The sequence below is a fragment of the Mesorhizobium sp. M2E.F.Ca.ET.209.01.1.1 genome, assembly GCF_004010375.2.
Classification (GTDB): Bacteria; Pseudomonadota; Alphaproteobacteria; order Rhizobiales; family Rhizobiaceae; genus Mesorhizobium.
This window is the reverse complement of the sequence record NZ_SADP02000005.1, coordinates 162,623-187,035: the sequence shown is the minus strand read 5'-3', so window position 1 is coordinate 187,035 and position 24,413 is coordinate 162,623. Positions and strand designations below refer to the sequence as shown.

15 protein-coding genes are annotated in these 24,413 nt (G+C 65.6%); 5 read left to right on the top strand and 10 right to left on the bottom strand.

The features are described 5' to 3' along the window. Positions 1–12: 12 nt before the first annotated feature. Positions 13–699, bottom strand: coding sequence for a D-lyxose/D-mannose family sugar isomerase (locus EN852_RS12300; RefSeq protein WP_127873861.1), 687 nt, complete (start codon positions 697–699; stop codon positions 13–15). 203 nt (positions 700–902) lie between these two features. On the opposite strand from EN852_RS12300, the gene EN852_RS12295 reads away from it, so the two are divergent. Further along, positions 903–1,961: a D-TA family PLP-dependent enzyme gene (locus EN852_RS12295; RefSeq protein WP_127873862.1), complete on the top strand. Its 1,059-nt coding sequence runs from the start codon at positions 903–905 to the stop codon at positions 1,959–1,961. 3 nt (positions 1,962–1,964) lie between these two features. Here the strand turns inward: EN852_RS12295 and EN852_RS12290 are convergent, their stop codons facing one another. The 8 genes from EN852_RS12290 to hutI form a co-directional block, all read right to left on the bottom strand. Continuing rightward, positions 1,965–2,723: a heme ABC transporter permease gene (locus tag EN852_RS12290; protein ID WP_127873863.1), complete on the bottom strand. Its 759-nt coding sequence runs from the start codon at positions 2,721–2,723 to the stop codon at positions 1,965–1,967. 208 nt (positions 2,724–2,931) lie between these two features. Further along, positions 2,932–4,701: a glucan ABC transporter ATP-binding protein/ permease gene (locus EN852_RS12285; protein ID WP_127873864.1), complete on the bottom strand. Its 1,770-nt coding sequence runs from the start codon at positions 4,699–4,701 to the stop codon at positions 2,932–2,934. A 375-nt stretch (positions 4,702–5,076) separates the two neighbouring features. Further along, positions 5,077–13,656: a glucoamylase family protein gene (locus EN852_RS12280; RefSeq protein ID WP_127873865.1), complete on the bottom strand. Its 8,580-nt coding sequence runs from the start codon at positions 13,654–13,656 to the stop codon at positions 5,077–5,079. A 270-nt stretch (positions 13,657–13,926) separates the two neighbouring features. Continuing rightward, the gene (locus EN852_RS12275) at positions 13,927–14,514 is read right to left on the bottom strand and encodes a HutD family protein (protein ID WP_127873866.1); all 588 of its coding nucleotides are present in this window, start codon (positions 14,512–14,514) and stop codon (positions 13,927–13,929) included. Positions 14,515–14,517: 3 nt separating this feature from the next. After that, complete coding sequence (gene hutU, locus EN852_RS12270) at positions 14,518–16,188, bottom strand: urocanate hydratase (RefSeq protein ID WP_127874394.1); 1,671 nt, start codon at positions 16,186–16,188, stop codon at positions 14,518–14,520. A 28-nt stretch (positions 16,189–16,216) separates the two neighbouring features. Then, entirely contained in the window at positions 16,217–17,035 is an 819-nt protein-coding gene (gene hutG, locus EN852_RS12265; RefSeq protein WP_127873867.1) for an N-formylglutamate deformylase, read from the bottom strand. Next, positions 17,035–18,576 (bottom strand): histidine ammonia-lyase, encoded by a 1,542-nt coding sequence (gene hutH / locus EN852_RS12260; protein WP_127873868.1) that lies wholly within the window; start codon positions 18,574–18,576, stop codon positions 17,035–17,037. Before hutH ends, hutG begins: the two co-directional genes overlap by 1 nt. Beyond that, positions 18,573–19,802 (bottom strand): imidazolonepropionase, encoded by a 1,230-nt coding sequence (gene hutI, locus EN852_RS12255; RefSeq protein WP_189545869.1) that lies wholly within the window; start codon positions 19,800–19,802, stop codon positions 18,573–18,575. Before hutI ends, hutH begins: the two co-directional genes overlap by 4 nt. A 97-nt stretch (positions 19,803–19,899) precedes the next feature. Between hutI and EN852_RS12250 the strand changes: the two genes are divergently transcribed. Together EN852_RS12250 and hutC are read left to right on the top strand one after the other, a co-directional pair. Beyond that, positions 19,900–21,255, top strand: a complete 1,356-nt coding sequence (locus EN852_RS12250; RefSeq protein WP_127873870.1) for a formimidoylglutamate deiminase — start codon at positions 19,900–19,902, stop codon at positions 21,253–21,255. Positions 21,256–21,268: 13 nt separating this feature from the next. Next, complete coding sequence (gene hutC, locus EN852_RS12245; protein WP_127867724.1) at positions 21,269–22,015, top strand: histidine utilization repressor; 747 nt, start codon at positions 21,269–21,271, stop codon at positions 22,013–22,015. Positions 22,016–22,153: 138 nt separating this feature from the next. Here hutC and EN852_RS12240 read toward each other — a convergent pair whose 3' ends face one another. Beyond that, the gene (locus EN852_RS12240) at positions 22,154–22,498 is read right to left on the bottom strand and encodes a RidA family protein (RefSeq protein WP_041008682.1); all 345 of its coding nucleotides are present in this window, start codon (positions 22,496–22,498) and stop codon (positions 22,154–22,156) included. A gap of 224 nt (positions 22,499–22,722) precedes the next feature. On the opposite strand from EN852_RS12240, the gene aztA reads away from it, so the two are divergent. Beyond that, positions 22,723–23,535, top strand: coding sequence for a zinc ABC transporter ATP-binding protein AztA (gene aztA, locus EN852_RS12235; protein ID WP_127873871.1), 813 nt, complete (start codon positions 22,723–22,725; stop codon positions 23,533–23,535). Continuing rightward, the gene (aztB, locus tag EN852_RS12230) at positions 23,535–24,410 is read left to right on the top strand and encodes a zinc ABC transporter permease AztB (protein WP_127873872.1); all 876 of its coding nucleotides are present in this window, start codon (positions 23,535–23,537) and stop codon (positions 24,408–24,410) included. Before aztA ends, aztB begins: the two co-directional genes overlap by 1 nt. Positions 24,411–24,413: the final 3 nt, after the last annotated feature.

The following is a 24,413-nucleotide window of genomic DNA, read 5'->3' as shown; positions in this document are numbered from 1 at the left end:
AGCCTCTCTCGCCTACCCCACCCACTTCTCATAGTCCGCCACCAGCAGGTGCAGCGGCGCGACGTCCTCGTCGACGTTGGAGAAGCGGCCGATCGGGTCGCGGAAGACGTTGTCGGTGAGGTCGTCATTGACGGTGGAAACCTCGCCGATCAGCACGTCCTTGCCCTCGGCCCAGAAGGCGTGCCAGACGCCGGGCAGAAGCGTCACGCTCTGGCCGGGATCGAGCTTCAGCAGCCCGCCCGCCGGCAATCTGGTGATGGTGCCGTCGACCGGCACCGACACTTCGGCCTTCGGGTCGATGCCGCCGTCGCGGTCATGCATGAACAGCTCCAGCACCAGCTTGCCGCCGCCGCGGTTGATGATGTCCTCGGCCTTGATGTTGTGGCGGTGCATTGGCGAGAGCTGGTCCTTGCGCGAGATCATGATCTTTTCGGCATAGAGCATGCCCATGCCGAGCTTCATGTCCTCGTAGCGGCCGTTGCGCACGGTGAACAGGAACAGGCCGAGCTCGTCGAACTTCTCCTGGCCGTAGTCGGTGATGTCCCAGCCGAGGCGCGAGGTGAAGATGGCCGAGGAGTCGGCCTTGTGCGCATTCATCTCTTCCGGCGACCAATAGGCGAAGGGCGGCATGATATAGCCGAAGGAGCGGATAAACGCGTCGGCCTCGCGGATGATCTCGTTGATCCTGGAGCGCTTCATGGGGGACCTCCTCCGGCCGATGCCTTGCTGAAATTCGGACCTCCGAATAGCCCAATGCCGGTCCGCTGTCGACGCAAACCCGCTGCCCTGGCCCGTGACATCCGGCCGGATCGGGACCATAAACCCAACCGGACTTTCCGATTTTACGCATGTCTTTTTCCCGAAACCGGATCTCGGGAGACATGCCTTGAATGGTGACTTTCATGCCAAGCATTGACGACCTCGACACGCCGGCGATCCTGATCGATGCGGCCCGCGCCGAAGCCAACATCAAAAAGGCACAGGCGCATGCGGACGCCCACGGGCTGAAGCTGCGGCCGCACATCAAGACGCACAAGCTGCCCTATTGGGCGAAGAAGCAGGTCGCGGCCGGCGCCGTCGGCATCACCTGCCAGAAGATTGGCGAGGCCGAAGTGATGGCCGATGCCGGGCTTGAAGATATTTTTCTGCCCTACAACATACTCGGCCGCGCCAAGCTGGAGCGGCTCAAGGCCCTGCATGGCAGCGTCACGCTGTCGGTGACGGCGGACAGCCGCGAGACGCTGGAAGGCCTTGCCGCCACCTTCACCGATGCCGGCCATCCGCTGCAGGTGCTGGTCGAGTGCGACACCGGGATGGGCCGCTGTGGCGTGCAGACTCCGGCCGAAGCGGCGGCGCTGGCGAAGGTCATCGACCAGGCCAAGGGCCTCGCCTTCGGCGGGTTGATGACCTATCCGGCCGCCGGCCGTGCAGCGCAAGCCGAGGCCTGGCTGAAAAGCGCGCACGACGCGCTTGCCGCGGCGGGGCTTGAATGCCCGCGCGTCTCCAGCGGCGGAACGCCGGATATGTGGCGCTCCGGCGAGAACAGCATCGTCACCGAATACCGGCCCGGAACCTATATTTATCTCGACCGCTACCAGGTCGCCAAAGGCGTCGGCACGCTGGACAACTGCGCGCTGACGGTGCTTGCCACCGTGGTCAGCCACCCGACGCCGACCCGCGCCATCCTCGACTCAGGCAGCAAGGCGCTGTCCTCCGACACACTCGGGCTCCCCGAATTCGGCGAGCTGCTGGGCATGCCGGGCGCACGAGTCACCGGCTTAAGCGAGGAGCATGGCACCGTCACGCTTGCCGATGGCGCGGGGCTTCGCATCGGTGAGCGGGTGCGCGTCGTGCCCGACCATTGCTGCGTGGTGACGAATTTGTTCGATCAGGTGCATCTGATCGACGGCGACAAGGTACTGGAGACACTGCCGGTGGCGGCGCGCGGGAAGATGGGGTGAGCCCTACTGCCGCTCCGCCTGCCTTGCCGCCACTCTCCGCATCGCCGTCACCCGCCGCCTGAAGATCTCCGTGCGCATCGCCATCAGGTGCAGGGCGAAGAACAGCACGGTGAAACCCAGCGCCATCACACCGAGCGGCCACAGCATCGAGGGATCGATGGTCGGGCCGCCCAGGCGGAAGACCGATGCCGGCTGGTGCAGCGTGTTCCACCAGTCGACCGAGAATTTGATGATCGGGATGTTGATGAAGCCGACCAGCGTGATGATGGCGGCGGCCCAGGCGGCGCGGCCGGCGTCATCCAACGCGCGGGTCAGCGCGATGATGCCGAGATACATCAGGAAAAGCACGAAGACCGAGGTCAGCCGCGCGTCCCATACCCACCAGGTGCCCCACATCGGCTTGCCCCAGATGGAGCCGGTGATCAGCGCGAGCGCGGTAAAGGTGGCGCCGATCGGAGCGGCCGATTTCAGCGCGACATCGGCCAGCGGATGGCGCCAGACCAGCGTGCCCAGCGCCGAGATCGCCATGATCGTGTAGCACATCATGGCGAGCCACGCGAAGGGAACGTGGATATACATGATGCGCACGGTGATGCCCTGCTGGAAATCCTCCGGCGCGGTGAAGCTCATATAGAGGCCCACGCCAAGCAGAATCGCCGCGACCGCCGCCAGCCACGGAATGACCTTGTCGGCCAGCCCGACGAAGCGCGTCGGGTTGGCGAGATCGATCCAGCCGGAAAAGCGTGAGGTCGTGTCGCTCATGGCGATCTAAATAGACCGGCGTGAGGTCAGGGGCAATTGGACGGATGTCGCAGGCGTTTCCTTCTCCCTTGTGGGAGAAGGTGGATCGGCGCGTAGCGCCGAGACGGATGAGGGGTGTTCCAGCGGAGTGAGACGCCGGCTTTCCCTGGAGCACCCCGCGCCTTCGGCGACACCTTCCCCCACAAGGGGGGAAGGGGGAATTCTAGGATTACGCCGCTTCCGTAACCGGACGGCTGAGGCGGCGGACCTCTTCGTCGTTGAGCAGGCCGCCAGCGCGCAGCAGGGCGGCGAAGCGGCCGTTGCGCAGCGACAGCTCGGTGAAGCCGCCCATCTCGACCACCCTGCCCTTGTCCATGAAGACGACGAGGTCGGCGTCGCGGACCGTGGTCAGGCGGTGGGCGATGATGAAGGTCGTGCGGTTGCGGCGCAGCTCGTCAATCGCCTCCTTGACGCGGTCCTCGGTCTCCACGTCGAGCGCGCTGGTCGCCTCGTCGAGCACCAGGATCGGCGCATCCTTCAGCACTGCGCGGGCGATGGCGATGCGCTGGCGCTCGCCGCCCGAGAGCTGGCCGCCGCGCTCGCCGACGACGGTGTCGTAACCGCTGCTCTTGGCCAGGATGAAGTCCTGGGCGGCGGCGGCATTGGCGGCGGCGTGCACCTCGTCATTGCTCGCATCGGCGCGGCCAACGCGGATATTGTCCTCGATCGAGCGGTTGAGCAGGCCGGCGTCCTGGAAGACGGTGGCGATCGAGTGACGCAGCGACTTGCGGGTCACGGTCTTGGTGTCGATGCCGTCGATCAGGATACGGCCGCAGGACGGCGTGAAGACCCGCTGGAGCAGATTGATCAGCGTCGTCTTGCCGGCACCGGTCGGGCCGACGATGGCGACCGTCTGGCCAGCCTGAACCTCGAACGAGACGTCTTCGATGCCGTGGCCCGAATTGGCGAACTCGAAGCTGACGTCCTCGAAGCGCACATGGCCGGTGACGTTGGTGAGCTCGCGCAAGCCATCCGGCTCGATGGCTTCGGCGGCCGAGTCCTCAAGGCGGTAGAAATCCTCGAGCTTGGCGCGGGCCTCGGAAATCTGGGTGGTGAAGGCCGACATCTGGTCGAGACGGGCGATCAGCATCCCGGCAAAACCGGTGAAGGCGACGACGTCGCCGACGCGGAGCTGGCCACGGGTGACGAGATAGGCGCCGATCGACAGCACGATCATCATCGAGATGGTCGACGACAGCCGGTTCAGCGCATTGGCGATCGCCCACCAGTCGAGCACAGGGTTCTGCGCGTCGAGCAGATCCTTGACGTAACGCTTCAACGTCGCGGTCTCATGGCCGATGCGGTTGTAGCTTTGCAGCACGGCGACATTGCTGACGCTGTCGGACACGTGGGCAAAGACGGTGTGGTAATGGCGCTCGACGGCGGTCTGCCCCGACTTGGTGTGGCGCATGACGATACGGCCGATGCCGACGTAAAGCACCCCGAGGCCGAGCAGCACGACCGACATGCGGATGTCCATGGCGAGCGCGGTCGGCACCAGCAGCACCAGCGCGATGGCGGTCGACAGATGCACGCGCATGAATTCGAGCCAGAGGCTGAACAGGGTCTCGACGGCACGCAGCAGCGTGTGCAGCGAATTGGACGTGCCGCGCTGGTGGTGCCAGGCGAGCGGCATGGTGATCACGCGTTCGAAGGACTGGCACAGCACTTCGGAGCGGCGGGCATGGGCGAAGCGGTCGGCACCGCGCGCCACCAGCACGAAGGCGACGACGTTGAAGGCGCCCAGAGCGGCCCAGACGGCGAGCGTCGAGAACACCGCGCCTTTTTCGGAAATGGCACCGATGACCCGACCCAAGAGGATCGGCTCGAGGATCGCGATCGCCGCGAGCGCGACGTTGGCGCCGCAAATCAGCGCGACGCGCTTCTTGTCGGCCGCCAGATAACCCAGCGCTCTAAAGTAGATCTGCAGAAGTGACACTTCAGCTACTCCGCCAAACTCTTGTCCGTGCTCAATGCCGGTATTGTGCACCGCACCATTTTTTGACACGTACAGGTTAATGTGTCGCGAAACAATGCGTCGTCTATCCCTTCCGTTCCCATTTTGCGAACAAAAGATGACGACGGTACGAAATCTGACGTGATCACCTAACGGTTTGAGATAAAAGGTGAAATGTCAGCCTTGCGGCAAAATAGTGGCACTTGCTCTCCGCTGCCACATTTTTAATCACCCGCCGCTTGGTTAGCATGCGCTAAAAGATCGCACGCCGCGATGTCCGGCATCACCGCCAAGTAAAAAAAGCGAAATGGCCACGCACTCCGAAGAGCGCGCGGCCAATCAGCCAAGCCTTTGATTTTACGCAGGTATCCTGACGACGACCTCGGTCTTGCCGCCGGCTTTCGGCTCGAAAGAGGCCGATCTTTTCTTAGAACCGTCGACTTCTAGCGAGATCGACTTGGTCTTTTTGTCGCGGATGACGCGAAGCTTGATTTCACCGCCGAACATCTTGAGCGTCGCAGCGTAGCCGTCCCAGTGCCCGGGCAGCTTCGGCCTAAACGTGATCTCCTTGCCGCGCCGCTCGATGCCGAGGATGCCTTCCACCGCGGCGCGGTAAAGCCAGCCGGCCGAGCCCGTATACCAGGTCCAGCCGCCGCGGCCGCCCTTGCCTTCGCCGGCATAGATGTCGGCGGCCACGACATAGGGCTCGACGCGGTAGTGTTCGGCAGCCGCCTCGTCCGAGGCATGATTGACTGGGTTCAGCATCGAGAAACAGCGATAGGCCTCGTCGGTGCGGCCCATTTCGGCGAGCGCGATCACGAACCAGGTGGCGGCATGAGTGTACTGGCCGCCATTCTCGCGCACGCCCGGCGGGTAGCTCCTGATATAGCCGGGGTCCTTCTCGCTTTTCGAGAAGGGGGGCGTGAACAGCTTGACGATCTTGAGCTCGTCATCGACCAGCAACTCGGTCGCCTGCTCCATGGCCGTCGTCGAGCGGGCAGGATCGCCCTCGCCCGACAGCACGCTCCAGGACTGGGCGATGGAGTCGATCTTGCACTCGTCCGAATTGTGCGAGCCGAGCGGCGTGCCATCGTCGAAGCTGCCGCGCCGATACCACTGGCCGTCCCAGGCAGTATTCTCCAGCGCCCGTTTCAGCGCGTCAGCGTGCTTTGTCCACGCCTGCGCCCGCTTGGTGTCGCCCTGCCCCTTGGCGACAGGCGCAAAGTCGGTGAGCGTCTTGAGAAGGAACCAGCCCAACCACACGCTCTCGCCCTTGCCGCCTTCGCCGACACGGTTCATGCCGTCGTTCCAGTCACCGCCGAGGATCAGCGGCAGGCCGGCAGGGCTGCTGCGCTTGATCGCGAGATCGAGCGCCCGCGCGCAATGGTCGTAAAGCGAAGCGGTGTTTTTGGTGATCTCGGGCGTGAAGAAGGCGTCATGCTCGCCTGCGCCGAGCTGCTGCCCGTCGATGAAGGGCAACTGTTCCTTGAGGATCGCGGCGTCGCCGGTCACCTCGATGTAGCGGGCCGTCGCATGCGCCAGCCAGACGACGTCGTCCGAGATCATGGTGCGCACCCCGGCATCGGTGCGCGGCAGCCACCAGTGCTGCACGTCGCCTTCCGGGAACTGCCGGCGCGCCGCATTGAGGATCTGGTCGCGCGCCAGCTTCGGATCGTGCGCCAGAAGCGCCAACGTGTCCTGCAACTGGTCGCGGAAGCCGAAGGCGCCGCTGGCCTGATAGAAGGCCGAGCGCGCGCGGATGCGGCAGGCCAGGCTCTGGTAGGGGAGCCAGTGGTTGACCATGGCGTTCATCGCCTCGTCCGGCGTCTCGACCTGGATGGTGTCGAGGAAGCCGCGCCAGGCCTTTTCATTGTCGGCGAGGCGCTGGTCGAAATCCTTGCCGCGATGGGTCTGCACCAGCGCGCTTGCCTCTGCGGGCGTGGCCGCGTCGCCAAGCAGCCAGGACAGCGTGACGTCGCCGCCGGCGGGGATGTCGATGTCGCTGGCGAGAACCGCGCAGGGATCGTCGCCCGCCTCGATGCGACCGGAGAGCGCAAGCCCGCCCAGCACGGCTTGCGGATATTCGGTCGTGCCGTGCCTGCCGATGAATTCGGAGCGGTCGGCGGTCACCGAATGGATGGGGTGGCTTGCTCCCAGGAAGGCGACGCGCTCGCCGAAGTCGAGGCCGTAGGGGTTTTGCGCCAGAAGCGCGCCCGTAGCCGCATCCCGCGAAGGCACGATGGTCGCCGCGGTACGCGAGCGATGGCCGCCCAGCACCCATTCGGCATAGGCATAGACGCGCAGCCGCGCCGGCACGGAGCCGGTATTCTGGATGCGCAGCCGGCTGATCTTCACCGGATCGACGGGATCCACCACCTGCGTCAGGTCCATCGACAATGGGCCTCGCTTGGAGCGGAAGGTCGAGAAGCCCTGGCCGTGCCAGGTCTCATATGTCATCGACGGATCGCGTACCGTCGCCGCCATCGGCGAGAACGCCTTGCCGCTGGCGTGGTCGAAGACATAGAAGCCCTCGCCGGGCCGGTTCGACACCGGGTCGTTTGACCATGGCGTCAGCTGGTAGTCGCGGCTGTTGCGGCTCCAGGTGAAGCCTGCGCCTTCGGCCGAGACGTGGAAGCCGAAGGACGCGTTGGAGATGACGTTGATCCAGGGCTGCGGCGTCGAGCGCCGTCCGGTCAGCCGCGTGACATAGTGGCGGCCATCGCCATCGAAGCCGCCAAAGCCGTTCCAGAGGCTGAGGCCTCTGCCGTCGGCTGCGATGTCGGTTCCAACCCGGCTTGCCGGCACCGGCAGGGGCAGCGGCGGGCTGGGTTCGCGCGGCGAGCCGCCCTCCGCCTGCAGCAAGGCATCGCGGGCCTGCAGCGCCGCCGTCTCGGCGCGTTCGAGCTGGTCGAAGATCGTGCCGTTGCGGGTGTGAAGAACCACTCGCGCGACCGACAGCAAGGTCTTGTAGGTCGGCTCGTCCATCAGGTCGCGGCGCACTGCGAAGATGTGCTGGCGCGGCCCGAGCTCGCGGCCGCGCAGGCGGCTGTTCTCGCACAGCGTTTCCACCGCGCGCTGCAGGTCTTGTACGTAGGACGAGGCCTGTTCGTTGACGACGACGAAGTCGATCATCATGCCGCGCGCCCGCATATATTCCTGGAAGCGCAGCGCCTGGGCGACGATCTCGAGATCGGCGACGTCGCCGATACGCACGAGGAAGATCGGGAAATCGCCGGAGATGCTGGTCGGCCACAGGCTCGACTGGCGGCCGAGGCCCGAGGCGATGGATTCCGCCGGCAGGCGCAGGAACGGATCGGGATAGATGAGGTAACGCGCCAGCTTCTGCACATTGGCGGCGTCGGTGAGGCTGAGCCCCAGATGGCGCGTCTGCACCTGGCTGCGCGTCCAGGCCAGCATGGCCTGGCGGGCGAAGCTCTCCTGGTGGTCGAGCCGGGCGATCGCCTCGTCGAGCTCGCCGCGATTGGCACCGACGGCGGTCCAGAAGGTCAGCGAGATTTTCTTGTTGGCCGGCACGCGCACCTGGCGGCGCAGCGCCGCCACGGGGTCGAGCGTGAAGCCCTGGCTGCCGGAAAGCCTGACGCCGGGGTCGAAGGCGACGGCATCGGCGATGGTGCGGCCGCGGCCGATGAAGGCTCGCCGGTCGGTCTCGGCCTCGGCATCGCGCGACGGGCCCGACGGGTCGGTGACGAAATGCACCATGGTGAGGTCGGGGTCGTTCTTGTCGCGCTTGCGCCGCGTGGCGAAGATCGCGCCGTTGTTCGCCGCGATCTCGGTCTCGACGAACATCTTGGAGAACGCCGGATGCGCGTTGTCCGAGGCCTCGTTGCCGAGCACCAACTCAGCGAAGGAGGTCACCTCGATATGACGGTCGGTGGCGCCGTCATTGTAGAGCGTGATGCGGCGGCCTTCGCCATTGCCTTCGGAAATGACGATGCATTCGACCTCGGAACGCAGTGAGCCGACCGATTTGGTGAAGCTCGCCTTGTCGTCGGCAAACAGCGTCTGGACGCGCTCGCCCTCGGCGCGCTTCGGCTCGGCGGTGGCGGACCACCAGTCGCCGGTCGCAGTGTCGCGCAGGAAGATGTAGGACCCGAGGCGATCCTCGCTCGGATCCGGCTGCCAGCGGGTGACGGCAAGCTCGCCGAAGCGGCTGTAGCCGGAGCCCGTCGCGGTGACCATGACCGAATAGCGGCCGTTGGACATGACGTTGGTCGCCCGCAGCGCCTTGATCGGGTCGAGGATGACGCGGCTGTCCGGGCTCTCGGTCTCCGTCTCGTCCTTGGAACGTTCGTCGGCTTCCGTCCTGACGGTCGCGGTCGGAATGTCGCGCGGCGCCTTCTCCTGCAGGAGAAGCTCGGCCGACTCGATCACCGGGTCGCTGTGGAAACGCTCGCGCAGCCGGCCCTCGAAAATGGCGTCGGCCACCGCCGCGATCGACATGCCGGAATGGTGCGCCATGTAGTTCTGCACCACGGCATGGTCGGTGCCTTCGGGCACGCGCTGCGGCGTGAAATCGACCGCGTCGTAGAAGCCGTGGCGGCCAAGCGCGCCGATCGAGCGCAAACGCCGCAGGTTCTGCACCGCCTCGCGCGGGCTGAACTGCGCCGCCAGGATCGTCGCATAGGGCGCGATCACGGTGTTCTGGCCAAGGCCGCGCTTCAGGCCGAGGCCGGGCACGCCGAAATTGGTGTACTGGTAGGTGAGCTCGCGGTCGCGGGCGTTATAAGCCGCTTCCGAAATGCCCCAGGGCACGTTCTTGGAACGCGCATACTGGATCTGGCGCTTGATGATGAGCTTGCTGGTCTGGTTGAGAATCGAGCCCTGCGGCTCCTTCATCACCAGCGGCGGCATCAGATACTCGAACATCGAGCCCGACCAGGACATCAGCGCGCCCTGGAAGCCGATCTCGACGATCGGCCGTCCGAGACGGAACCAATGCTCGGTCGGCAGGTCGCCCTTGGCGATGGCGAACAGGCTGGTGAGCCGCGCCTCGGAAGCGAGAAGGTCGTAGCAGCTCTCGTCGAGCTGGCGGTCCTCGACACGGTAGCCGATCGAGAGCAGCTTGCGCTCCTGGCGCATCAGGAAGGAGAAATCCATCTCAAAGGCGTAGCGGCGGCAGCGCTCGCGCAGGGCGAGCAGCTTGGCGCGCAGAGCGGCGACGGCGCTCTCGTCATTGTGCGAATCGTGCACATGCGCCTCGCAGGTCGCCTCCAGCCGTTCCGCCCAGTCGGCGATGACATCGCTCTTGGGCGAGGCCGCCTCGGTGTGGATGGCGGTGGCGAGCTTGCGGATCTCGCCGGCCAGCACGGCAAGGTTGATGGTGCGGATCGAGGCCATCTCCGGCTGCGCCTTGATGGTCGCAACCGCGCGGCGCATGCCGTCAAGACGGTCGGCCAGGCGCTGGCGCAGCGGCCGCAGCTGCCGTCGGTCGTCCGGCAGCTCGTCCAGGCTTTCGTCGAGAATGGTGACGGTGTCGATAATGCCTTCGAAATCGCCCTGCAGGTGCACGGACGGCGCCTCGGCCCATTCGGCGCAAGAGGCGGCAACCGCGACCAGATGTCCAGCGAGATTGCCGCTGTCGACCGCGGAGATGTAAAGCGGATAGAGCGGCTTCAGCGTCGTCGTGTCGTACCAGTTGTAGAGATGGCCGCGGTCGCGCGGCATGTTCTCGATCGTCGTCATCGTGGCGTCGATGCGGGTGATGGCATCCGACAGGCTGATCCAACCGAAATCGCGCGCCGAAACCACCGAGAGCAGATAGACGCCGATATTGGTCGGCGAAGTGCGCGGCGCCACCACCGGCGCCGGGCTCTCCTGGAAATTGTCCGGCGGCAAATGATGCTGCTCGGGCGTGACGAAGGTCTCGAAATAGTGCCATGTGCGGCGCGCGAAGGTGCGCAGCACCTGGATGTCGGCGCTCGAAATGCGCAGCCTGTCCTCGGTCTCGGCCGAGCGGCTGATCCAGCAGGCGACGGCCGGCGAAGCGATCCAGAAGATGGCGAAGAAGAAGGCGACGAAGGCGCCCGTGGAATCGGCCAGCACCGGAATGGCGAGGCCCACCACGCCGATGATCACCGCGCCATACATCATGCCGTAATAGGCGCCGAGATCGTTACCGCCCTTGGCGGCCTGCGAGGCGGTGCGCCATTCCAGAAGGTTCTGCCGGCTGACAAAGAGGCGGTAAATGGTGCGGATTATGGCGTCGCCCATCATCCAGGCGAGATGCGCCATCAACAGCACCTTCAGCGCCACCAGCGCCGTGCCGAAGACTGTGTCGCGCGCAAGCGCCGAGAAGTGGCCGCGCGGCGTCTGGTCGCCGCTCTTGGGCAGGATGCCGTTCACGATGTCGAAGGTCGGCGCCATGAACAGGCTGAGGATCAGCAGCGCCTGCCACTGCGCGGCTTGCGTGAAGGGCAGCAGCGTCCAGCCGGCGACGCAGGCCATGACCCAGAAGATCGGGGTGAGCGAGCGGCGCAGATTGTCGACCATCTTCCAGCGCGACAGCGCCGGCACGCCGGAGCGCGGGTCGAAGATGTAGCCGAGCAGCTGCCAGTCGCCGCGCGCCCAGCGGTGATGTCGCGAAGCGTCGACCGAGTAGCGAGTCGGATAGTCCTCGACCAGCTCGACGTCGGTGACCAGCGCGGCGCGCGAGAGCGCGCCTTCGAGCAGGTCATGGCTGAGGATGGTGTTCTCGTCGATGCGGTTCTTCAGCGCCGCCTCGAAGGCGTCGACATGGTAGAGGCCCTTGCCGGTGAAGGACCCGTCGCCGAAGACGTCCTGGTAGACGTCGGAGACGGCGAACACATAGGGGTCGAGGCCTCGATTGGCCGAGAAGACGCGCTGGAAGAAGGAGGCGTCGTCACCGCTGGTCAGCGACGCGGTGATGCGCGGCTGCAGGATGGTGTAGCCGGCGCTGACGACGCGCTTGACCGGATCGAAATGCGGACGGTTGAGCGGATGGGCAAGCTTGCCGACCAGGCTCGAAACCGCATCGCGCGTCGTGCGCGTGTCGGCGTCGAGCGTCATCACATAGACGACCTTTTCCGGCAGCGGCAGGTCGAGCGGCAGGAAGGTGGTGTCGCTGTCGCCGCGCAAGAGAAGGTTCAGCTCGTGCAGCTTGCCGCGCTTGCGCTCCCAGCCCATCCAGCAGCCCTGCGCCTGGTTATAGAGCCGGCGCCGGTGCAGGAGGTAGAAGCGCGGCGAGCCTTCCGACGGATAGCGGGCATTGAGCCTGGCGATCTCGTCGCGGGCATATTGCAGGATCTCGATGTCGGCGGCGTCGATCTCGGTCTTGGAATCCGGCCAGTCGGACAACAGCGCGAAATGGATCTCCTCCGCCGTGTTGGCGAGGTGGTGCACCTCGATGTTGCGGATGTTTTCCTCGACATCGTCGCGCGAGCCGATCAGCGAGGGCACCACGACCAGCGTGCGCGCCTCGGCTGGGATGCCGTGCTTGTTGTAGTCGTAGCCGACGAGCCGGGTGGGTTTGAGGAACAGCGCCACGACGGTGTTGAAGAAGGCGAGCGCGCCTTCGCTTGCCGGCACCGCGAACAGCGCCAGCATCAGCGTGATCGATTCCACCGACAGGCCGAGATTGGCGAGCGCCCTCCCCGACAGCACCAGCAGCAGCGCCGTCAGCAGGAAGACCGGCACGACGATGCCCAGCCAGCCGGCGCTGGCAAAGGCGCGCTTGAATGTCACATAGAAGGGCGGCCGGTAGCCGATCGCCCCTTCCAGCTCCTGCCGGCGCGGCCCGACCAGGAAAAAGCCGACATCGGTGTGCACGTCCGGGTCCGCCGTCTCCGGCACGCCGGACGCATCGGTGACGCCGGGCGTGTGGCCGGCAAGCTCGATCGCTTTTTCGGCCACCCGATATTCGGACAGCTCGGAGCGCCGCGCCAGCTGCTCGATCGCGGTGCGGTACTGGTCGCGCGAGAAGAAATCGAGGTCGGCGAAATCGGTCTTTTCACGCAGCAGCGTGTCGATTCGGCTGACGCCTTCGAACCAGACCGTCCAGTCGACGTCGTTGATGAGGCGCAGGCCGCGGATGATGTTGCCGGTCGTGACGTTGCCGCTGGACAGCGTCTGATGCTCGGAGATGATGATCTCCTCGGCGTCGGAGCCGGTCTTTTCCAGCTCTCCCTCTAGCCATTCCAGCGCCCGGCCGGCGTTCTGCGAGCCGTCGCGCAGGCGGTAGAGCAACTGGGTGGCAAATGTGGTGTCCTGCGCATGCGCGCTGTAGTGCGACAGGATCCTGGTGCGGTCGGCATTGTCGTCGGTCGCGAGAACCCGGTCGGCGACCTCGTTGGCGATGTGTCGCATCTGCCTGGTGCGATCGACGCGCACGGCAATGCGGCGCAGGTTCTCGATCAGCACGAAGCGCAGCAGGGAGGGGAGTGCCCAGAGCTCGCCGATCTTCATCGGCTCGACCGACTGGAAGCCCTCGACAATGGCCTTGAACATGGTGGCCGAGACGGAGCTGTCGGAATGCTCGACATAGCTCCAGGCAACGACGAAGGCGCGCGGCAGCACAGTGCCGTCGCCGAGCGTGAGCGTCGGCAGCTGCCGATAGAAGCGGCGCGGCAGGTCGCGCTTGACCTGGAAAATGGTCTCCTCGACCAGATAATTGTTGTCGAGCAGCCATTGCGCGGCCGGCGTGATGGTCTCGCCCTTGGCCTGGGCGGCATTGGTCGAACGGTAGACCTCGAGAATCTTCTTGGCGCTGTCGCGGATGCGGGCCTGGAACTCGAACGGGGCGAGGCCGAACAGGTCCTTGACCTCGCCCTTGGCCAAAGCAACGCCCAAGGCGCGCAGCCGGTCCTCAGGCAGGAAATTGGAGCGTATCGGCGCTTCCGTCACGGACGGGAAGCCGGCGCTTGTCTGTTCGATCTTGTTGGGATTGGTCTGAATGTTCATTGAAAATTCCGTAAGCGGGGGCGCAATGCGGCGTCACCGCCACGGCAATGGCCCTAAAACCGGTTCAATTGCAATCGGTTGCATGACTGATCGGCCGAAAGTTTGTTCTGCGCACCACAACAGGGGCGTGCCCTTTCGACAGCTTGCGGGCGAACGCCCCTCGCTCTTCGCCCCCGGTTGGATCAGGGCAAGGAATCAGGCTTTTTCGTGATACTTGCAAGGGGCCGGGCGATAATTCGCCCGCGCCGCGATCATGTTTGGCAACAGCCGTTAATGGTTGGCGGCAAGGCGATCGAGCGCGATCACGAAAAGCAGTCCCTGCCCCTCAGGCTGGAGCCGCAATTCCGGGCTGTGGCGCTCGAGGATCAGCGTATCGAGCGGTCCGAGGCTCGGCGCATCGTCCGTGAGGAGCCTGAAGCCTGCATTGACAGCCAGAACCAGCGTCGTGTCGGCGCGCGGCATAATGCGAATCTCGCCGGAGAGCGGCCAGCGCTCGACGCCATGGGTCATCCGGCCGCGCCGGGTCATGACGTTGAGATCGGTGATCGGACCGCCGATGAGCGCCGCGCTGGTCGGCACGTCGCCCGCAAAGGAGAGCGGCACTGAAGCCGTGGTCAGCCGCGCCGGCGGCTGGCCGGCGATGTCGAGGACAATCCCCTCGCCTTCCAGCACCGACATCGTGCGATCGATGCCGGTGAAGCTGGAGAACGGCCCGCCGGTTTCGACGCGGGCCATGGAGACGCGCCAGTCGAAATCGTCAAGCCCGGCGCCATCGGGCGAGACGGCGATCTCGGTGGTCGTGCCGCCGCCATTCTTCCACGGCATGACGCGGTAATCGGCGGCACGAAGGATCCGCATCGCCTAGCCCAGGATGCCCGGCAGGTTGAGCTGGTGCTCTTTCGCGCACTGGATGGCAATGTCGTAGCCGGCATCGGCATGACGCATGACGCCGGTCGCCGGGTCGTTCCACAGCACACGCTCCAAGCGCTTGGCGGCGTCGGGCGTACCGTCGGCGACGATCACCATGCCCGAATGCTGCGAGAAACCCATGCCGACGCCGCCGCCATGGTGCAGCGACACCCAGGTGGCGCCGGACGCGGTGTTGAGCAGCGCGTTGAGGAGCGGCCAGTCGGAAACGGCGTCGGAGCCGTCCTTCATCGCTTCGGTCTCGCGATTCGGCGAGGCGACCGAGCCGGAATCGAGGTGGTCGCGACCGATGACCACCGGCGCCTTGAGCTCGCCCTTGGCCACCATTTCGTTGAAGGCGAGGCCGAGGCGGTGGCGGTCGCCGAGGCCGACCCAGCAGATGCGCGCCGGCAGGCCCTGGAACGAGATGCGCTCGCGCGCCATGTCCAGCCAGTTGTGCAGATGCGTGTTGCCGGGGGTGAGCTCGCGCACCTTGGCGTCGGTCTTGTAAATGTCCTCCGGATCGCCCGAGAGCGCTGCCCAGCGGAACGGACCGATACCGCGGCAGAACAGCGGCCGAATGTAGGCCGGCACGAAGCCCGGGAAAGCGAAGGCGTTCTCGAAACCTTCGTCCTTGGCGACCTGGCGGATGTTGTTGCCGTAGTCGAGCGTCGGCACGCCGGCGTTCCAGAACGCCACCATCGCTTCGACATGCTGACGCATCGACGCGCGCGCCGCTTTCTCGACAGCCTTCGGGTCGCTAACGCGCTTTTCGCGCCACTCGGCCATCGTCCAGCCCTTGGGCAGGTAACCGTTGATCGGGTCATGCGCCGAGGTCTGGTCGGTGAGGATATCGGGGCGGATGCCGCGCCTGAACATCTCCGGGACGATCTCGGCGGCGTTGCCGAGCAGGCCTACAGACTTCGCCTCGCCGGCCTTGGTCCAGCGATCGATCATTTCCATCGCTTCGTCGAGCGTCTCGGCCTTCTCGTCGAGATAGCGGGTGCGCAGGCGGAAATCGATCGAATCCGGATTGCATTCGATGGCAAGGCAGGAAGCGCCGGCCATGACGGCGGCCAAAGGCTGGGCGCCGCCCATGCCGCCGAGACCGCCGGTCAGGATCCACTTGCCCTTGAGGTCGCCATTGTAGTGCTGGCGGCCGGCCTCGACGAAGGTCTCGTAGGTGCCCTGCACGATGCCCTGCGTGCCGATATAGATCCAGGAGCCGGCCGTCATCTGGCCATACATCATCAGGCCCTTCCTATCGAGCTCGTTGAACTTCTCCCAGGTCGCCCAGTGCGGCACGATGTTGGAATTGGCGATGAGCACGCGCGGCGCGTTGGAATGGGTCTTGAAAACGCCGACCGGCTTGCCGGACTGCACCAGCAGCGTCTCGTCCTCGCCGAGCGTCTTCAGCGAAGCGACGATGCGGTCGAAGTCGTTCCAGGTGCGCGCAGCCCGGCCGATGCCGCCATAGACGACCAGTTCGTTGGGGTTCTCGGCAACCTCGGGGTCGAGATTGTTCATCAGCATGCGCAGCGGCGCTTCGGTCGTCCAATAGCGGGCGTTGAGCTTGTCGCCGCGGGGCGCACGCACTTCGCGGATGTTGTGGCGCGGATCGTTCATCATTGTCCCTTTCGAGTAAGGCGGCGCGTCAGCGCCCAGCCCATTCAATGGCGGTTTCGAGGATGGTTTTCAGCGTGGCGCGGATCGGCGCGGCGTAGGTCGCGTCGTAAGGCACCGGCCAGTTCTCGGGCGAGCCCTTCGCGGCCGGCTCGCGCATGTAGCCGCGGTTGGAGAGTTCCATCTGCAGCGCATGCACGCCGGTTTGCGGCTGGCCGAAGCTTCTGGTGATCCAGCCGCCCTTGAAGCGGCCGTTGACCACCCAGCTCTCGCCGGTCGCGGCGAGGATCTCGGCGACCTTTTGCTGCAGCGACGGATCAGTGCTCCTGCCGTCATTGGTGCCGAGGTTGAAGACCGGCAGCGTGCCTTCGAAAAGGCGCGGCAACACCGAGCGGATCGAATGGCAGTCATAGAGCACGATGTTCTCATGCATGCCGCGCAGCCGGTCGATCTCGGCCTGCAGGGCGGCGTGATACGGCACGAAATAGGTCTCGCGGCGCTGGTCGATCTCGGACGGGGTTGGTTCGTCACCCATATTGTAGAGCGGATCGCCGTCGAACGTGTCCGTCGGGCAGAGCGTCGTCGTCGCCTGGCCCGGATAGAGCGAAACGCCGGACGGGTCACGGTTGACGTCGATGACCGTGCGCGAGATGGCGGTGTGCACGACGGTCGCGCCGAGATCGGCGGCAAAATCATAGAGCTTGTCGATCCACCAGTCACAGTCGCGGCGGCCAAGCCACGCCGAGACCAGGCGGGAGTCCAGGCCTGCAAGGTCTATGCCGGTGTGCGGGATCGAGACCAGCAGCGGCGCGGTGCCCTGGGTGACGGTGAGCCAGGAGGGCGTTGCCATCACGCCGCTCCCGCGATCGAAGGCAGCGCCACCGCGCTCGCGGCATTCACCGCGGCGCCGCTGCGCACCAGGGCGATCGCCTTTTCCATGTCGGGATGGAAATGGCGGTCATTGTCGAGATGCGGCACCTCGGCGCGGACCAGCTTGCGCACGGCCTCGAGCACTTCGCTTGATGCCAGCGGCGCGTGGAAATCGCAGCCTTGCGCGGCCGCCAGGAGTTCGATCCCGATGACGGCGGTCGCGTTCTCGATCATGCCGAGCAGCCGGCGCGCGCCGTGGGCAGCCATCGAGACATGATCCTCCTGGTTGGCCGAGGTCGGAATGGAATCGACGCTTGCCGGATAGGCCTTCTGCTTGTTTTCCGAAACGAGCGCCGCCGCCGTCACCTGCGGGATCATGAAGCCGGAATTGAGCCCCGGCTTCGGCGTCAGGAAGGCCGGCATGCCGGAGAGCGCCGGATCGACCAGCATGGCGATGCGACGTTCCGACAGCGAGCCGATCTCGCAGACCGCAAGCGCGATCATGTCGGCGGCGAAGGCCACCGGCTCGGCGTGGAAATTGCCGCCGGAGAGCGCGGTGTCGTCCTCGGCGAAGATCAGCGGATTGTCGGTGACGCCATTGGCCTCGGTCTCGAGCGTGTCGGCGGCCTTGCGCAGAACGTCGAGCGCGGCGCCCATCACCTGCGGCTGGCAGCGCAGGCAGTACGGGTCCTGCACCCGCTCGTCGCCGACGCGGTGCGATTCACGGATGGCGCTGCCGGCCATCAGGTTGCGCAACGCATCCGCCGTTTCGATCTGGCCGCGATGCTTCCTCAACAGATGGATGCGCGGATCGAAGGGGGCGTCGGAGCCCTTGGCGGCATCAGTCGACAGCGCGCCAGCGACCAGCGCCGACTGGTAGAGCGTCTCGGCCTCGAACAGGCCGGCCAGCGCGAAAGCCGTCGAGAACTGCGTGCCGTTGAGAAGCGCGAGCCCCTCCTTGGCGCCGAGCGTCACCGGCTCCAGCCCGTGCGAAACGAAGGCAACCTTGGCCGGGAACCGGCCATGCGGGGTGAAACATTCGCCGACGCCGATCATCACCGCCGTCATGTGCGAGAGCGGCGCGAGATCGCCCGAGGCGCCGACGGAACCTTGCGCCGGCACGACCGGAATGACGTCGTTGGCGAGCATCCCTTGAAGCAGGTCGATGGTCTCGGCGCGCACGCCGGATGCGCCCTGGGCGAGGCTGGCAAGCTTCAGCGCCATCATCAATCGAACAACGGCGACGGGCATCGGCTCGCCGACACCGGCAGCATGCGACAGCACGATGTTGCGCTGGAGCGTTTCGAGATCGCTTTCTGGAATGCGGACGCTGGCCAGCTTGCCGAAGCCGGTGTTGATACCATAGACCGGCTCGCCCTTGGCGAGGATGCGGGCAACCGCCTCAGCGCTCGCTTTGATCTTCGGCCGGCAGGCGGCGTCGAGCTTCGGCACGGCGCCGCGATAGATGGCGCGCCAGTCGGCGAGCGTGGCGTTGCCGGGCGTCAGGGTCAGTTCCGTCATTGTCCTCTCCAGATACGGGCATGGAGCGGGTTGAAGCCCATGCGGTAGACGAGTTCGGCCGGGCGCTCGATGTCCCAGATGGCGAGATCGGCCGATTTGCCGGCCTCCAAAGTGCCGGTCTTGTCGAGGAGGCCCAGCGCACGCGCGGCTTCGCGGGTGACGCCTGCCAGGCATTCGTCGACGGTCATGCCGAACAGCGTCGCGGCCATGTTCATGGTGAGCAGCAGCGAGGTGAGCGGCGAGGTGCCGGGATTGCTGTCGGTGGCGACCGCCATTTTCACGCCGTGGCGACGGAACAGGTCGACCGGCGGCTTCTTCGTCTCGCGGATGAAGTAGTAGGCGCCGGGCAGGATTGTCGCCACGGTTCCGGCCTTGGCCATCGCGGCGGCGCCCTGCTCGTCCGTATATTCAAGATGGTCGGCCGACAGCGCGCCATAACGGGCGGCAAGGGCCGCGCCATGCAGGTTGGACAACTGGTCGGCATGGAGTTTCACCGGCAGGCCGAGCGCCTTGGCCTTGTCGAAGACGCGCGCCATCTGCTCCGGCGAAAAGGCAATGCCCTCGCAAAAACCGTCGACGGCGTCGGCGAGCTTTTCGGCGGCGACCTGCGGCAGGATGGTGCCCGCGACGAGATCGATGAAGGCGTCCTTGTCGCCCTTGGCTTCCGGCGGCAGCGCGTGCGCTGCAAGGCAAGTGGCGCGAACCGTGACCGGGCGCTCGCCAGCCAGGCGGCGGGCGGCGCGCAGCGATTTTTTCTCATTGTCGGCATCGAGGCCGTAGCCGGACTTCACTTCGACGGTGGTGACGCCTTCGGCGAGCAACGCGTCGAGGCGCGGCAGAGTCTCAGCGACAAGCTCGTCCTCGCTCGCGGCGCGCAGCGACTTGACCGAGGAGACGATGCCGCCGCCAGCGCGCGCCACTTCTTCATAGGTGGCGCCGGCCAGACGCATCTCGAACTCGTTGGCGCGGTTGCCTGCATAGACGAGGTGCGTATGGCAGTCGATCAGCCCAGGCGTGATCCAGCGGCCCTGGCAATCGACGACCTCGGCGCCCTGCCCCGCAGCGGCCGGCATGTCGGCCTCGGCCCCGGCATATATGAAGAGCCCGTCGCGCGCGATGACCGCGCCTTTCTCGACAATGCCGAGACCGGCAGCGCCCTCGGCCATGGTCGCCAGGCGCGCATTGCGCCAGACACGAAGGCCGCTCTTCCCGTTTGCTCCACCCATCATCTTTTCCGTTTGCTTGGATGGCAATTATGTATATACATATTAAAACGCGACGCAAGCGATAATGTCATCCAGGCATTCAGATTCGGAGAGGAACGTGACGGCGATCTATGCGGAACAGGCGCTGCTGCCCGGCGGCTGGCAAGGCAATGTGCGGATCGCCTTCGAGGGTGGCCGCATCTCGAATGTCGAGGCCGGCGCCGCCGCGCAGGCCGGCGACGAGCGCCATGCCATCGTCGTGCCCGGCATGCCCAATCTGCACAGCCACGCCTTCCAGCGCGGCATGGCGGGGCTGGCTGAGCTGCGAGGGCCTTCGGCCGACAGTTTCTGGAGCTGGCGCGAGGTGATGTACCGCTTCGCCCTGTCGATGACGCCGGACCAGGTCGAGGCGGTGGCGGCGCAGCTTTATGTCGAGATGCTGGAAGCCGGTTTTTCGCGGGTTGGCGAGTTTCATTACCTGCATCATGATCGCGACGGAAAACCTTACGCCAATATCGCCGAGATGGCGGAGCGGATCGCGGCTGCCGCCGCCGATACCGGCATTGGCCTGACGCTGCTGCCTGTCTTCTACGCCCATTCCGCGTTCGGCGGCGCTGCTCCCAACGAAGGTCAGCGGCGATTCATCAATGATGTCGAACGCTTCGGGCGTCTGCTTGAGAAAGCCCGCGAGGCTGTTCGTCCGCTTGAGCAGGCCGTTGTCGGCGTCGCGCCGCATAGCCTGCGCGCCGCAACGCCGGACGAGCTCAATTCAGTCGCGTCGATGGCGCCGAACGGACCGATCCACATCCATGTCGCCGAGCAGGTGAAGGAAGTCGAGGACTGTATCTCCTGGTCGGGCAAGCGTCCGGTCGAGTTCCTGCTCGCCAATGCCAAGGTGAACGAGCGCTGGTGCCTGATCCACGCCACGCATATGACGGAGGCCGAAACGGTCGACATGGCCAAGGCTGGCGCCATCGCCGGGCTGTGCCCGATCACCGAGGCCAATCTCGGCGACGGCACTTTCGCGGCGCCACTGTTCATCGAGCATGGCGGTCGTTTCGGCGTCGGCTCCGATTCCAACGTGCTGATAGGCCTGCCGGATGAGCTGAGGCAGCTCGAATATTCGCAGCGCCTCGCCCACCGCGCCCGCAACGTGATGGCGCGGGCCGGCGGCTCGACGGGGCGCGCGCTGTTCGATGCCTCGCTCGACGGCGGCAGCCAGGCGCTCGGTGCCGGCCCATCGCGGATTGCCGCCGGCGGTCCGGCCGATCTCGTCTCGCTCGACCAAAACCATCCATCGCTGGCCGGCAAGGCGGGCGACGCGATCCTCGACGCCTGGATCTTTGCCAATGGCAGCAAGGTCGATTGCGTCTGGGTGCATGGCAAGAAGCAGGTCAGCGGCGGCAGGCATGCGAAGCGCGAGGCGGTCACCAAGCGGTTCCGCGAAGTCATGACCGCCCTGTCGAAAAGCTGAACTGGAACATCCGATGAGTCTTGTCGAACCGGATGATATCGATGGCGGCGAGAGCCTCTCGCTGCATCAGCGCATCCTGTCCGACATCCGCGAGAAGATCCTGTCGGGCGCCTGGGCGCCCGGGCATCGCATTCCCTTCGAGCACGAGCTGACGGCTCGATATAATTGCTCGCGCATGACGGTGAACAAGGCGCTGTCGCAGCTTGCCAAGGCCGGGCTGATCGAACGGCGCCGCCGTTCCGGCAGTTTCGTGCGCCAGCCGCAGTCGCAGGCGGCGGTGCTGGAGCTGCACGACATTAGGATCGAAGTCGAGGCGCTCGGCCTGCCCTATCGCTATGAGCGGCTGGAGCGTCTGAAGCGGCGCAGCAGCGCCGAGGACCGCGGGCTGCTCGGGCTTTCCGCATCGGGGCCGGTGCTTGCGCTGGAAAGCCTGCATTTTGCCGGCGAACGGCCGTTCGCGCTCGAGCAGCGGCTGATCAACCTTTCAGCGGTGTCGGAGGCAGCCGACGAAGATTTTCTCGACATCGCGCCGGGCCCCTGGCTGATCGGCCGCGTGCCGTGGAGCGAGGCCGAGCACCGCATCCGCGCCATGGCAGCGGACGAGACGATTGCCGACGCGCTCGACATCGACGCGGGCGCACCCTGCCTGGTGGTCGAACGCCGGACCTGGAGCGCGGAGCACCCGGTGACGCATGTGCGGTTCATCTATCCGGCGGAAAGCCACACGCTGGTGGCAAGGTTTACCCCGTCGCAGGGGTGACTCCCCCTCACCCAGCCTCCGCTTCGCTCGGCTGACCTCTCCCCAAGGGGAGAGGAGTCGGTCAGCGCCGGCGCAAATCTCTTCTCCCCGCCGGGGAGAAGGTGGCCGCGAAGCGGCCGGATGAGGGGGAGTGACGGCTCAGATCGCCGCCGTCACTATGATCTCGACCAGATAGTCCGGTGTGGCCAACTTGGCTTCGCCGGTGGCGCGCGCGGGCGTATGGCCCTGCGGCACCCACTTGTCCCACTCCGAGTTCATCTCGGCGAAGGTGCCCATGTCGGCCAGCCAGATGATCGCCTGCACGATCTTGGTCTTGTCGGTGCCGGCTTTGGCCAGCAATTCGTCGATGGTCTTCAGGATGTCGCGCGTTTGGGAAGCGACGTTGCCGCCGGGCTCGCCGACCTGGCCGGCGAGATAGACGGTGTTGCCGTGAATGACGATCTGGCTCATGCGCGGGCCGACATCGATGCGACGAATGCTCATTCGAGAGGTTCCTTCGTTTCTTGGAGTCGCGCCTGTTTAGAGTCCATGCCGGCTTCGGGCAAGGCCGGCGGAGGCGAAACCAATTGAGCCAATTATCCGGTCCCTGCCCTTCCGCCTACACGGCGAGTTGACCGGTTACGACACAATTCCGCCCGGGCGGTGTGTTGACTAATGTAATAACATCACATATCGACGACACACACGATTTCGCGGACCGACGCCTGATGACCAATGCCTGCCTGAGCTTCCGCGACCTGACGCTTGGCTATGGCAGCCATCCGGCGATCCATCATCTCAACGGCATTGTCCGCAAAGGCTCGCTGACGGCGGTGGTTGGCGCCAATGGCTCGGGCAAGTCGACGTTGATGAAGGGCATCGTCGGCGTGCTGAAGCCGATGGAAGGCGCGGTGCTTCGCATGCAAGGCGTGCGCACAGCCTATCTGCCGCAGCAGTCGGAGCTCGACCGCTCCTTTCCGGCGAGGGTCGTCGACCTGGTCTCGCTCGGGCTGTGGCCGAAGCGCGGCATGCTCGGCCGGTATACGAAAGAGGATCGCGAGTCGGTCAGCAAGGCATTGATGGCGGTCGGGCTCGGCGGCTTCGAGAAGCGGCCGATCGATACGCTGTCCGGCGGCCAGTTGCAGCGCACGCTGTTTGCGCGCGTGCTGCTGCAGGACGCCGACCTGATCCTGCTCGACGAGCCGTTCAACGCCGTCGACGCCAAGACCGTCGGCGACCTGATCCAACTCATCAAACGCTGGCATGGCGAGGAACGCACGATCATGGTGGTCGTGCACGACCTCGATCTGGTGCGGCAGAATTTCCCGGAAACGCTGCTGCTTGCCCGCCAGCCGGTCGCCTGGGGCGACACAAAGGAGACGCTGCGGCCGGAAAACCTGCTCAAGGCACGGCGTTTCCATGAGGCGTGGGAGGAAAACGCGCCATGGTGCGAGCCGAGCGAGCATGATCATGGGCACGACCATCATAGTCATACGCATGATCATCATCACGACCACGGCTCCGGACCGAGGGCGGCGTGATGGATTTCCTCTACGGCCTGTTCATCGCACCTTTCGCCGATTTCGCCTTCATGCAGCGGGCGCTGTTCGGCTCGCTGATGCTGTCGCTCGGCGCCTGCCCCGTCGGCGTCTTCCTGATGCTGCGGCGCATGAGCCTGTCGGGCGACGCCATGGCGCATGCCATCCTGCCGGGCGCTGCCGCCGGCTTCCTGCTCTATGGGCTCGAGATCCTGCCGATGACGGTCGGCGGGCTGATCGCCGGCATCATCGTCGCGCTTGGCGCGGGCGCCGTCTCGCGCTTCACCATCCAGCGCGAGGACGCCTCGATGGCGGCCTTCTATCTGATCTCGCTGGCTGTCGGCGTGCTGATGGTGTCGATCCGCGGCTCCAGCGTCGACCTGATGCATGTGCTGTTCGGCACGGTGCTCGCGCTCAACAATGAGGCGCTGACCCTGATCGGCGGCATCGTGGCGGTGACGCTCGCCTGCCTCGCTATTTTCTGGCGCGCGCTGGTCGCCGAATGCCTCGACCCGCTGTTCCTGCGCTCGGTGAGCCGCATGGGTAGCCCGGTGCATTTCATCTTCTTGGGTCTTGTCGTGCTCAATCTCGTCGGCGGCTTCCAGGCGCTTGGCACGCTGCTCTCGGTCGGGCTGATGATGCTGCCTGCCGCCGCCGCCCGCTTCTGGACGGTGCGCGTGGAACCGATGTGCGTGCTCGCCGTGCTGATCGGCTTTGCCTCCTGCATCGCCGGACTGCTGTTGTCCTACCACGCGTCGCTGCCCTCCGGTCCGGCGATCATCCTTTCGGCCGGCGTCGTCTATTTCTGCTCGATCCTGTTCGGCACGCGCGGCGTCCTGCGCGCCCGCATCGTGCATCATCGCCACCGCACCGCCTGACCC

What these genes read in the sequence shown, in the direction of transcription:
- aztA (WP_127873871.1), top strand. Translation starts at nt 22,723, where the DNA reads ATGACCAATGCCTGCCTGAGCTTCCGCGACCTGACGCTTGGCTATGGC.
- aztB (WP_127873872.1), top strand. Translation starts at nt 23,535, where the DNA reads ATGGATTTCCTCTACGGCCTGTTCATCGCACCTTTCGCCGATTTCGCC.
- EN852_RS12275 (WP_127873866.1), bottom strand. Translation starts at nt 14,514, where the DNA reads ATGCGGATCCTTCGTGCCGCCGATTACCGCGTCATGCCGTGGAAGAAT.
- hutU (WP_127874394.1), bottom strand. Translation starts at nt 16,188, where the DNA reads ATGAACGATCCGCGCCACAACATCCGCGAAGTGCGTGCGCCCCGCGGC.
- hutI (WP_189545869.1), bottom strand. Translation starts at nt 19,802, where the DNA reads ATGGGTGGAGCAAACGGGAAGAGCGGCCTTCGTGTCTGGCGCAATGCG.
- hutG (WP_127873867.1), bottom strand. Translation starts at nt 17,035, where the DNA reads ATGGCAACGCCCTCCTGGCTCACCGTCACCCAGGGCACCGCGCCGCTG.
- EN852_RS12290 (WP_127873863.1), bottom strand. Translation starts at nt 2,723, where the DNA reads ATGAGCGACACGACCTCACGCTTTTCCGGCTGGATCGATCTCGCCAAC.
- hutH (WP_127873868.1), bottom strand. Translation starts at nt 18,576, where the DNA reads ATGACGGAACTGACCCTGACGCCCGGCAACGCCACGCTCGCCGACTGG.
- EN852_RS12300 (WP_127873861.1), bottom strand. Translation starts at nt 699, where the DNA reads ATGAAGCGCTCCAGGATCAACGAGATCATCCGCGAGGCCGACGCGTTT.
- EN852_RS12295 (WP_127873862.1), top strand. Translation starts at nt 903, where the DNA reads ATGCCAAGCATTGACGACCTCGACACGCCGGCGATCCTGATCGATGCG.
- EN852_RS12240 (WP_041008682.1), bottom strand. Translation starts at nt 22,498, where the DNA reads ATGAGCATTCGTCGCATCGATGTCGGCCCGCGCATGAGCCAGATCGTC.
- hutC (WP_127867724.1), top strand. Translation starts at nt 21,269, where the DNA reads ATGAGTCTTGTCGAACCGGATGATATCGATGGCGGCGAGAGCCTCTCG.
- EN852_RS12280 (WP_127873865.1), bottom strand. Translation starts at nt 13,656, where the DNA reads ATGAACATTCAGACCAATCCCAACAAGATCGAACAGACAAGCGCCGGC.